At 76.1% G+C, this 10,406-nt stretch carries 10 protein-coding genes and 1 pseudogene; 9 read left to right on the plus strand and 2 right to left on the minus strand.

The annotated features are described in order from the left end of the window. Positions 1–52 precede the first annotated feature (52 nt). Entirely contained in the window at positions 53–1,789 is a 1,737-nt protein-coding gene (locus ACZ402_RS02775) for a S1C family serine protease (RefSeq protein ID WP_375822328.1), read from the plus strand. Between the two features lie 212 nt (positions 1,790–2,001). Here ACZ402_RS02775 and ACZ402_RS02780 read toward each other — a convergent pair whose 3' ends face one another. Together ACZ402_RS02780 and ACZ402_RS02785 are read right to left on the minus strand one after the other, a co-directional pair. Beyond that, positions 2,002–2,538, minus strand: a complete 537-nt coding sequence (locus ACZ402_RS02780; protein WP_375822327.1) for a GNAT family N-acetyltransferase — start codon at positions 2,536–2,538, stop codon at positions 2,002–2,004. Positions 2,539–2,673: 135 nt separating this feature from the next. Next, positions 2,674–4,062, minus strand: coding sequence for an isochorismate synthase (locus ACZ402_RS02785; protein WP_375822326.1), 1,389 nt, complete (start codon positions 4,060–4,062; stop codon positions 2,674–2,676). A gap of 67 nt (positions 4,063–4,129) precedes the next feature. Here ACZ402_RS02785 and ACZ402_RS02790 point away from each other — a divergent pair, with 67 nt between their 5' ends. From ACZ402_RS02790 to ACZ402_RS02825, 8 genes and pseudogenes are all read left to right on the plus strand, one after another. Continuing rightward, complete coding sequence (locus tag ACZ402_RS02790) at positions 4,130–4,825, plus strand: demethylmenaquinone methyltransferase (RefSeq protein WP_375822744.1); 696 nt, start codon at positions 4,130–4,132, stop codon at positions 4,823–4,825. A 251-nt stretch (positions 4,826–5,076) separates the two neighbouring features. Continuing rightward, positions 5,077–5,514 (plus strand): annotated as a pseudogene (locus tag ACZ402_RS02795) (alternate-type signal peptide domain-containing protein); the annotation flags it as partial. A 379-nt stretch (positions 5,515–5,893) separates the two neighbouring features. Then, positions 5,894–6,370, plus strand: coding sequence for a hypothetical protein (locus tag ACZ402_RS02800; protein WP_375822325.1), 477 nt, complete (start codon positions 5,894–5,896; stop codon positions 6,368–6,370). After that, positions 6,363–6,950, plus strand: coding sequence for a signal peptidase I (locus ACZ402_RS02805; protein WP_375822324.1), 588 nt, complete (start codon positions 6,363–6,365; stop codon positions 6,948–6,950). The genes ACZ402_RS02800 and ACZ402_RS02805 overlap by 8 nt, the downstream gene beginning before the upstream one ends. After that, positions 6,947–7,672 (plus strand): hypothetical protein, encoded by a 726-nt coding sequence (locus tag ACZ402_RS02810; RefSeq protein WP_375822323.1) that lies wholly within the window; start codon positions 6,947–6,949, stop codon positions 7,670–7,672. Before ACZ402_RS02805 ends, ACZ402_RS02810 begins: the two co-directional genes overlap by 4 nt. Positions 7,673–7,949: 277 nt before the next feature. Continuing rightward, a complete protein-coding gene (locus tag ACZ402_RS02815; protein ID WP_375822322.1) occupies positions 7,950–9,284 on the plus strand; it encodes a geranylgeranyl reductase family protein in 1,335 nt (444 codons plus the stop codon). A 106-nt stretch (positions 9,285–9,390) separates the two neighbouring features. After that, positions 9,391–9,753, plus strand: a complete 363-nt coding sequence (locus tag ACZ402_RS02820) for an NADH-quinone oxidoreductase subunit A (protein WP_047234407.1) — start codon at positions 9,391–9,393, stop codon at positions 9,751–9,753. A 56-nt stretch (positions 9,754–9,809) separates the two neighbouring features. Continuing rightward, complete coding sequence (locus ACZ402_RS02825; RefSeq protein ID WP_047234408.1) at positions 9,810–10,361, plus strand: NuoB/complex I 20 kDa subunit family protein; 552 nt, start codon at positions 9,810–9,812, stop codon at positions 10,359–10,361. The last annotated feature ends 45 nt before the right edge of the window (positions 10,362–10,406 follow it).

Raw genomic sequence — 10,406 nt, forward strand, 5'->3', positions numbered from 1 at the left:
GTCGTTCAAGCGCGCGGGTGTGAAGTGGTGGGCAGAAACGAGGAGGCCCACCATGACCCACACCCCGGGCACCGAGCCCACCCCCACCACGCCGACCACCGACGCACCGGCCGCCGCGGCGCCGGCGCCCACGACGCCCGGTGCGACGACGCCCGCCGCCGCGGAGCGCGCCGCGACGGTCGCCGTCGAGACGCCCGCGCAGCCGCCGGCCCCGGCCGCCGCGACGCAGCCCCTCCCGGCCGCGGACCCCGCCCCGGCCGCCGCCGGCGAGCTGGCGCCCGCGTACCCCACGACGCACCCGACGCAGCCGCTCGCCGCGCCGCAGCACGTGCAGCACGTCGCGCCGCCCCGGCCCGCGCCGTCGGGGCACGCGGCCGCGACGCCGATGCACGACCCGTACGCGCGCCCCGCCCAGGGCGCCCCCGCCGGTCCGCACGCGCCGTCGGGCGCCTACGGCCCGCCGCCCGCACCGCCGGTCCCGGTGGCGCAGGGCGCGGACGGCGCCCCGCGGCGTCGCCGCACGTGGGTGCCGGTCGTGAGCGCGGCCGCCGCGGCCGCGGTCCTCGCGAGCGTCGGCACCGCCGGCCTCACCGGCGCGTTCGGCACCGACCAGGACTCGGCGTCGCTCGCCGACGTCGGCCAGCACCAGGAGAACACGGCCGCGCCCGTCTCCGACTCGTCCTCGCAGAACCCGAACTGGGAGTCCGTGACGAAGGCCGTCTCACCGTCGGTCGTCGCGATCCAGGTGCAGACCCAGCAGGGTGGCGCCGAGGGGTCGGGCGTCATCATCGACGACAAGGGCCACGTGCTCACGAACAACCACGTCGTGTCCGGCGCGGAGAACGACACCGTCCAGGTGACGCTCAGCGACGGCCGCCTCTTCGAGGCGAAGATCGTCGGGCTCGACCCGGCGACGGACCTCGCCGTCGTGCAGCTCGTCGACGCGCCCGACGACCTGCAGCCCGCGACGCTCGGCGACTCCGACGACGTGAGCGTCGGCGAGTCGGTCCTCGCGGTCGGCAACCCGCTCGGCCTCGCGAACACCGCGACGACCGGCATCGTGTCGGCCGTGGACCGCCCGGTCTCCGCGTCGGGCGAGGACGGCGGGACGTCCGTCGTGACGAACGCCATCCAGATCGACGCCGCGATCAACCCCGGCAACTCCGGCGGCCCGCTGTTCGACGCGCAGGGTCGCGTCATCGGCATCACGTCGTCGATCGCGACGCTGTCGGGAGGCGGCACCCAGTCCGGCTCGATCGGCCTCGGGTTCGCCATCCCCGTGAACCTCGCGAAGTCGATCAGCGAGCAGCTCATCGCGAACGGCACCGCCGAGCACGCGTTCCTCGGCGTGACGCTCGCGGACGCCACCGCGACCGCGGACGGCGTCACGCGTCGCGGTGCCGAGGTCCAGGAGGTCACCGACGGGTCGCCCGCGGCCGACGCCGGCATCCGGTCCGGCGACGTGATCGTCGCGATCGACGGCCACGCCGTCGGCGGCGCCGAGTCGCTCACCGCCTTCGTGCGCGAGCGCGCCGCGGGCGCGAAGTCCACGCTGACCGTGGTGCGCGACGGCAAGACGCTCGAGCTCGACGTCACGCTCGCCACGCGCCCCGCGGACGACGAGACCACCGGCCAGGGCCAGCTCCCGGGCCAGGACGGCAGCCAGGGCGGTCAGGGGCAGCTCCCCGGCCAGGGCGAGCAGGGCGGCGACCAGGGCCAGCAGACCGACCCGACCGACCCGGGCAACGTGCCGAACCCGTTCGACTGGTTCTTCGGCGGCCAGGGCTGACCCTGGCGGGCGCCCCGCGAGGGGCGCCCACGATCTGCGGGGGCGGGTCGTCGTGCCGGCACGCGCGACCCGCACCCCGCGCCACGTCCCGCCGCGACCCCTGAACGCGGCGGGCGGGTGCCCGGGCCACGGACGTCCCCCCGCGGTCCGGGCACGCACCGAGCGGCCGGCACGGATCCCGTGCCGGCCGCTCGTCGTCGGTGCGGCCCCGCTCAGTCGGCGGCGGCGGGGCTCGGAGCCCACGGAGCGTCGCCGCCGGCCGCGGCCGGCGCGGCCGGTGCCTCCACGCGCTTGGTGAAGAAGCCGGCCGTCTCGGCGTAGCCGCCGGAGACGTAGAACTCCTTGGAGAGACCGGTCGCGAGCCCGACGCGGCGCGCCCCGACCTCGGCGGCCCACTCCTCGGCGCTCTCGAGCAGGTGGCGCCCGATGCCCTGGCGGCGGTGCGGCCCGAGGACCGCGACCTCCTCGACCCGGCAGACGACGCCGCTGGACGCGAAGGTCAGGTGCCGGTTCGCGAGCAGGTACCCCACGACGCCGTGGTCGGGCAGCTCCGCGACCGCGAAGTACGTGTCGAGCGCGGCGAGCAGGGGGCCGAAGGACCGCTCGAACGCCTCCCGCTCGGGGTCGTGGCGAGGCAGCTCCAGGACGAGCGGCCACACCGCGTCGCGGTCGGCGACGACGGCCCGGCGGACCAGCACGCCGGACGGGGAGGCGGAGCGAGGACGGGAAAACTGGGAGGAGTCGGACACCTCCCGAAACCTAGCAGCGCCGCGGGCGCCCGGCCCGGTCGTCCGGGTGGCGGTCGAAAGTCGACGGGGGTGACGTTCCGCACGCAGGCACGCAGGCGTGACCGCCCGGACGAGGCGGACGGCGCGTCGCGGTCCTCAGGCTCCGCCGAGCGCGTAGCGCATCGGCTCGAGCTTCGCCTCGGACTCGGCGACCTCGGCCGCCGGGTCGGAGGCGGCGACGATCCCGCAGCCCGCGAACAGCCGCACCGACCGGGGGTCCGTCGCCGAGAGCTCGGCCGAGCGCAGCGCGATGCCCCACTCGCCGTCGCCGTCCGCGCCGAGCCACCCGACGGGCCCGGCGTACCGGCCGCGGTCCATGCCCTCGATCTCGCGGATCACGTCGCGCGCGACGCTCGTCGGCGTGCCGCACACGGCCGCCGACGGGTGCAGGGCCGCGGCGAGCGCGAGGCTCGTGGGCCCCGCCGCGGTGCGGGTCGGGGTGCCGCCCGGCGTCGTCGGCGCGACCGCGCCGCGCGCGAGGACCGCGGTCACGTCCGACGCGAGGTGCATGACGTTCGGCAGGTGCAGCACGAACGGCGCGTCGGGGACGTTCATCGACGAGCAGAACGGGGCGAGGGCCTGCGCGACCGACCGCACGGCGTACTCGTGCTCCTCGAGGTCCTTCGACGACCGGGCGAGCTGGGCCGCCCGCAGGAGCGCCTCGTCGTCGGACAGCCCGCCGCGGCGGATCGTCCCCGCGAGCACGCGCGACGTGACGAGACCCTTCTCGCTGCGGACCAGGAGCTCGGGCGTCGCGCCCACGAGGCCGTCGACGGAGAACGTCCAGCACGCCTCGTACGCCGTCGCCAGGCGCGCGAGCAGCCAGCGCGGGTCGACGGGCTCGGCCGTGTGCGCGACGACGTCCCGCGCCAGCACGACCTTCTCGAGCGCGCCGGAGCGGATGCGCTCGACGCCCTCCGCCACGACGGCGGCCCAGTCGTCGGCCCGCAGCGCGCCGTCGTGCCACGCGACCTCGCCGGGCGCCGTGACGGGGGTGCGCGGCGTGCGGCGCAGCGCGTCCGTCGGGGAGGACGACAGGGAGCCGGCGGTGTCGACGGTCGTGAGCCACGCCTGGCCGTCGCGTCGGCCGACGACGACGCGCGGCACGACGAGCACGCCGCCCGCGCGGACCGGGTCGTGGGCGTCGTCGCCGGGGGCGGAGTCGTCGAACGCGAACGAGCCGAACGCGACCGGACCCGTCCCGGGCAGCCCCACCTCGTCGCGCACGACGGCGCGCGCGAGCGTCTCGTGCCACGCGGCCTCGGCGTCGGCGAACCGGCCCGGGCCCCACGTCTCGAGCCGCAGCGCCTCGCCCCAGCCCACGATCCCGTCGCCACGGCGCACCCAGGCGAGGGGCCGCGCGTCGGGCAGGAGGTCGACGAGGGCGCCCAGGCCGCCGGGCAGGTCGGGGACCCGGGTGGTCCGCACGACGATGCTCGGCCGGGGTCGGGGCTGTGCGGCCGTGGCCGACGGTTCTGCAGTCATCGCCTCCCAGCGTAAGCCGCGCGCGCGGGTGCGCCCTGCGGTGCGAGGACGTGGAAGCATGGGCGGCATGCCCCGCGCCAACCTGGACAAGAAGCCCTCCGAGGTCGCGTCGATGTTCGACGGGATCGCCTCGCGCTACGACCTCACGAACGACATCATGTCGTTCGGCCAGGACCGTGCCTGGCGCCGGGCGACGGTGCGCGCGGTCGGCGCGCTGCCGGGGGAGAAGGTCCTCGACCTCGCGGCCGGGACCGGGACGTCGTCCGAGCCGTTCGCCGACGACGGGGTGCGCGTCGTGCCCTGCGACTTCTCGTTCGGCATGCTCCAGGTCGGCAAGGAGCGCCGGCCCGACCTCCCGTTCGTCGCCGGCGACGCGACGCGCCTGCCGTTCGCGGACGGGACGTTCGACGCCGTGACGATCTCGTTCGGCCTGCGCAACGTCGTCGACACCGACGGGGCGCTGCGCGAGATGCTGCGCGTCGTGCGGCCGGGCGGGCGCGTCGTGATCTGCGAGTTCTCGACCCCGACGTGGGCGCCGTTCCGGGTCGTCTACCAGGAGTACCTCGTGCAGGCCCTGCCGCGCATCGCCGCCGCGGTGACGCGCGAGGGCGGCTCGTACGAGTACCTCGCGGAGTCCATCGCGGCCTGGCCCGACCAGGTCGGGCTCGGCCGGCTCCTGCTCCGCGCGGGCTGGGAGAAGGTGGCCTACCGCAACCTCTCCGGCGGGATCGTCGCGCTCCACCGGGGCACGCGCCCCGCCTGACCCCACCGCCCGGCCCGGGCCCCGGCCGGCGGCGACTTCACCCGTACCGCACGGCGCCCGGGCGAGCCGGTCCGCGTCGTCCGACCTATCGTCGAGGGACGAGCGCGGCCAACGGGGGCCCGCGCGCGGTACGTAGGGGGCACGACATGGAACGCCTGACCAAGGGTGCGCTGGCGATCGGGGCGGGGGCGCTGCTCCTCCTCGGAGGGGCCGGGACCTACGCGCTGTAGTCCGACTCGCAGGCCGTCGCCGAGGCGGGGGACATCAGCTCCGGTGATCTGGACCTCGCCCTGGGGACGGCCGCCTGGACGCTCAACGGGACCGCGGTCGCGGACGTCACGGCCGTCCGCATCGTCCCGGGCGACGTGCTGGCGTTCAGCCAGCCGGTCACCGTGACCGCGACCGGCGACTCGCTGCAGTCGACGCTCGCCGTCGCGGGCACGGACACGCTCACGGGCGACCAGGCGCTCCTCGACGCGCTCGACGTGGCGTTCGTGCTCGACGGCCCGCCGTCGTGGGCGACGGACAACGGCGACGGGACGTTCGAGGTCGCGCCGTCGACCGCGGCCTACCCGGCGGTCGACGCCGACGTCACGCTGACGTTCGACGAGACCACGCCGGACCAGGTCGCGACGAGCTCGGTCGTGAACCTGTCGAGCCTGACGTTCACGCTCGAGCAGCACCTCTGAGAGGCCCACGGTGGGCGTCGACCGCTCCCGCCGCCGCGCACGGCCGCACGGTCCGACCCCGGACCAGGGGGCGGGCCGCGTCCCTCGCGGCCGTGCCGTCGCGCGGGGCGCCGTCGTGCTCGCGCTCGCCGCGCTCCCGCTCTCGGCGGCCGCGGCGTGGGCGACGTGGTCGGCCTCGCAGCCGGTCAGCGGCGCGGACGTGCGGTCGGGCGTGCACGGGGACGGCCCTGCCCGCCGGGACGCTCAGCCCGCAGACGTACGCGCGGGGCGCGACGACGCAGGTGTGCGTCCGCTACACGTTGCCCGCGGGGAGCCCGAGCGACTGGCAGGGCCTGAGCGCCCAGGTCGCGGTGACGGTCACGCTCGAGAGCAGGCCGTCGTGACGCGCGGCGCCCGGCTCCGGGTGGTCGCCGCGCTGGCCGTGGCGCTCGCGCTCGTCGGCGGCCCGGCCGTCGCGTGGTGGACGGCGAGCGGGTCGCTCTGGACGACGGCGTCGGCGGCGACGATCCCCGCCCCGACCGGGACGACGTGCACGACGACGGGCACCAACCTCGCGCGGAGCGCGACCGTGCGGTGGACCGCCCCGACGCCCGCCCCGGCCCGCTACCGCGTGACGATCGCGGGAGGCGGGCAGTCGACGACCACCGAGACCACGGCGACGCAGCTCGTCATCACCGAGTCGCTGCTCGGCGGGCTCCGGCAGTCGATCCTCGACCTGCTGCTGGGCGGCACGATCCTGCAGGTCAGCGTCCAGTCCGTGCACGCGTCGGGATGGGTCTCCGTCCCGGGCAACGCGGTCCCGGTCCGCGGCGCGCTCCTCGCGGGCACCGGGCTCTCGGGAGTCTCCTGTGGCTGAGCGGCCCCGCGGCGGGCGGCACCGCGAGCGCGGCACGACGCGGCGGCACGGGCCGCTCGCCCGGGCGCTCGGCGTGCTCGCGCTCGGGTGCGCCGTCGCTCTCGCGCTCGTGGGGGTCGTCGTGCCGCTCGTGCTGGGGGCGACGCCGTACACGGTGCTCACCGGGTCGATGCGGCCGACGTACGCGCCCGGGACGATGGTCGTCGTGCGGCCGGTCGACGTCGCGCGCGTCGCCCCGGGCGACGTCGTGACGTACCAGCTCGCGTCGGGCCGGCCGGAGGTCGTCACCCACCGGGTCGTCGCCGTCGGGGTGGGGCCCGACGACGCGCGGGTCCTCACGACGCAGGGCGACGCGAACGCCGCGCCCGACCCGGAGCCCGTCCGGCCCGTGCAGCTCCGCGGGTCCGTCGTCTACGCGGTCCCGCTGCTCGGGTGGGTGAGCTCCGCGGTGTCGGGCGACACGCGCCGCACCGTCGCCGTCGTGGCCGCCGCCGGGCTCCTCGGGTGGGGCGCCTGGCAGGTCGCGGCGGGACTGCGCGAAGGTTCGCGGCGCCGCAGGACCCCGGCGGTGGTCCCGTGAGCCGGGGCCCGGCCCGAGGGTCGCTCCGCGCGCTCGCCGGCGTGCTGCTCGCGGCCGTGCTCGCCGGGCCGGGCCAGGCGGCGGTGGGGACGACGGCGAGCACCGCAGCGGGGACCTCGTTGGGGGCCTCGTCCGGCGCCGGCGCCGGCGCCGCGCCGGGGGAGGAGGACGCGCTCCGGCTGAGCGCCGACGGCGCGACGTGGGCGACGGGCCTCCCGGCGTCCCTGTTCGGCCCGGACGCGCTCGTCGTGCCGGGGGCGACCGTCGCGCGCGACCTGTGGGTCCGCAACGACGGCCCGACGGCGGCGCGCGTCCTCGTGGACCTCGCCGCCGACGTCGACCCGGCCGTCGCGCGGACCGGGCTCGGCGCGTGGCTCGACGTCCGGCTGGACGGCGTGGCGCCGGGCGCCGCGACGTGGGAGGGGCCCGTGCTCGACCCCGGGGAGGTGGGCCGGGTGGAGGTGAGCGGCGCGATGTCGGCGGACGCGCCGTCGTCCACGCGCCGGTCGGTCGCCGGGGTGCTGGAGGCGGTGCACCTCGTGGGCGTCCCGGGGACCGGCCCGGCGCCGGCCCCGGGGGAGCCGCCGTCGACCGGCCCCGCCCTGGCGCGCACCGGGGCCGACACGTGGTGGCTCGCGACCGCGGCGGCGCTCGCGGTCGGCGCCGGCCTGGCGCTCGCCCGCCTGGGACGAGGGCACGCAGCGTCGTCCGGCGGCCGCTGACCTGCGGCGACGCGCGGCGGAGGCTCGCCGCGCGACCGGGGGCGGCGCGGGGAGGCTAGGCCATCGCCGCGCCGGCCCCCTTGCCCGCCGGTCCCGATCCACAGGGCCGGGAGTCGCCGCGCGCGAGGACCTTCGTCACAAGATCTCCCAGGGAAGGGTCACCTTGCTACACATCCCGCGTCGGGAGTGACTAGAGTGACGATGTCCATTGTGACCGACTTCACAAGGACCGTGGGTGCGCCGTGTCCCGACCCGGGTCACGGTGGACCACCAGGAGATGTCCCGACGACCGGACGGTGAGGTGAGCACGGTGGGCGCGAGGCTCGACGACGCCGACGTCATCGTCGTGGGCGCGGGTCCGGCGGGCTCCGCGGCGGCCCACTACTGCGCCGCCGCCGGCCTCAGCGTCCTCCTGCTCGAGAAGTCGTCGTTCCCGCGCGACAAGATCTGCGGCGACGGCCTGACGCCGCGCGCGGTCGCCGAGCTCGTGCGCATGGGCGTCCCGACGCGCGCCGAGGACGGCTGGATCCGGAACCAGGGCCTGCGCGTCGTCGCGAGCGGCCGCTCGTGGGAGCTCGCGTGGCCCGACCTCGCGTCGTACCCGAGCTACGGCATGGCCCGCGCCCGCCACTCGTTCGACCGCACGCTCGCCGAGCACGCCCAGCGCACGGGGGCCAAGCTCCTCGAGCGCACCGCGGTCACGGGCCCCGTGCTCGACGAGCGCACCGGACGCGTCGTCGGCGTCACCGCTCGGCCGGTGGACGACAAGGGTCGGCGTGCGGGCGACGAGGTCACCTACCGCGCGCCCGTCGTCGTCGCGGCCGACGGCGTCTCGTCGCGCTTCGCGCTCGCGCTCGGCCTCGCGCGGCGCGAGGACCGCCCGATCGGCGTCGCCGTCCGCACGTACTTCCGCACCCCGCGCCACGACGACCCGTGGATGGAGTCCCACCTCGAGCTGTGGGACGGCAAGCCCCGCGAGTCGAACCTGCTGCCGGGGTACGGCTGGATCTTCTCGCTCGGCGACGGGACCGCGAACGTCGGGCTCGGCTCGGTGAGCTCGACCCCGGCGCGCCAGTCGGCCGCGAACGTCGACTACAAGGACCTCTTCGCCACCTGGATGCGCAACGCGCCCGAGGAGTGGGAGTTCACGGAGGAGAACCGGCTCGCCCCCGTGCGCGGCGCGGCGCTCCCCATGGGCTTCAACCGCACGCCGCTGTACACGCGCGGCGTGCTCCTCGTGGGCGACTCGGGCGGCATGGTCAGCCCGTTCAACGGCGAGGGCATCGCGTACGCGATGCAGGCCGGGCGGGCGGCGGCCGACGTCGTCGCCCAGTCGCGCGTGCGGCTCACCGACGGCGGCCGCGAGCGCGCGCTGCAGACCTACCCGCGGATCATGCGCCGCGAGCTGGGCGGCTACTACACGCTCGGCCGGTACTTCGTGAAGCTCATCGAGCACCCCGAGATCATGCGGATCTGCACGCGCTACGGGCTCCCGCGCCCGGTCGTCATGCGGTTCGTGCTCAAGCTCCTGTCCGACTGCTACGAGCCCCGCGGCGGCGACTGGGTCGACCGCGTCATCGCGGGGCTGACGAGGGTGGTGCCCTCGTCATGAGCCCACGAGGTGGGCCCGCAACGACGCGGGCGCTCGCACCACCTGCAGGTCTTCCCGGGCACCGCCCGGGCGTCCCCGTCCCGAGCCCCCACTCGAGGAGTACGCGATGACCAACCCGTACGTACCGCTTCTCGTCCTCATGGGCGTGGCCGCCGTGCTGGCTCTCGGCGGTGTCGCCGCGAGCGCGGTCATCGGCCCCAAGCGGTACAACCGCGCCAAGCTCGACGCCTACGAGTGCGGCATCGAGCCCACGCCCCACGCGATCGGCGGCGGGCGCTTCCCGATCAAGTACTACCTCGTCGCCATGACGTTCATCGTCTTCGACATCGAGGTCGTCTTCCTCTACCCGTGGGCGGTCGACTTCGCGACGCTCGCGACCTTCGGCCTCGTCGCGATGCTCGCGTTCCTCGCGCTCATCACGGTCCCGTTCGTCTACGAGTGGCGCCGGGGTGGTCTCGAGTGGGACTGAGCAGGCGACCGATCGTTCGCGCCAGCGGGCACCGGCGAGAGAACTAGGAGAACACCATGGGGATCGAGGAGGCTCCCTCGGGCTTCTTGCTCACCACGATCGAGGACCTCGCGGGGTACCTGCGCAAGGCGTCGCTGTGGCCCGTGACGTTCGGGCTCGCGTGCTGCGCCATCGAGATGATGGCCGCCGGCGCGTCGCGGTTCGACCTGTCGCGCTTCGGCATGGAGGTCTTCCGGGCCTCGCCGCGCCAGGCGGACCTCATGATCGTGGCCGGGCGCGTGAGCCAGAAGATGGCGCCGGTCGTGCGGCAGGTCTACGACCAGATGAGCGAGCCCAAGTGGGTGCTCTCGATGGGCGTGTGCGCGTCCAGCGGCGGCATGTTCAACAACTACGCGATCGTGCAGGGCGTCGACCACATCGTGCCCGTGGACATCTACCTGCCCGGCTGCCCGCCGCGGCCGGAGATGCTCATCAACGCGATCCTGGCGCTGCACGACCAGATCCAGCACGAGCCGCTCGGCGTGAACCGCAAGGAGGCGGCGCGCGCCGCCGAGGCGGCCGCGCTCGAGGCGACGCCCACGTTCCAGATGAAGGGGCTGCTGCGGTGACGGACGAGAAGACGGGCGGCGGCACGCCGGTGCCGCAGCCCGAGG

The organism is Cellulosimicrobium sp. NPDC030954 (genome assembly GCF_055571305.1).

What these genes read in the sequence shown, in the direction of transcription:
- ACZ402_RS02790 (WP_375822744.1), top strand. Translation starts at nt 4,130, where the DNA reads ATGCCCCGCGCCAACCTGGACAAGAAGCCCTCCGAGGTCGCGTCGATG.
- ACZ402_RS02785 (WP_375822326.1), bottom strand. Translation starts at nt 4,062, where the DNA reads ATGACTGCAGAACCGTCGGCCACGGCCGCACAGCCCCGACCCCGGCCG.
- ACZ402_RS02820 (WP_047234407.1), top strand. Translation starts at nt 9,391, where the DNA reads ATGACCAACCCGTACGTACCGCTTCTCGTCCTCATGGGCGTGGCCGCC.
- ACZ402_RS02775 (WP_375822328.1), top strand. Translation starts at nt 53, where the DNA reads ATGACCCACACCCCGGGCACCGAGCCCACCCCCACCACGCCGACCACC.
- ACZ402_RS02825 (WP_047234408.1), top strand. Translation starts at nt 9,810, where the DNA reads ATGGGGATCGAGGAGGCTCCCTCGGGCTTCTTGCTCACCACGATCGAG.
- ACZ402_RS02815 (WP_375822322.1), top strand. Translation starts at nt 7,950, where the DNA reads ATGTCCCGACGACCGGACGGTGAGGTGAGCACGGTGGGCGCGAGGCTC.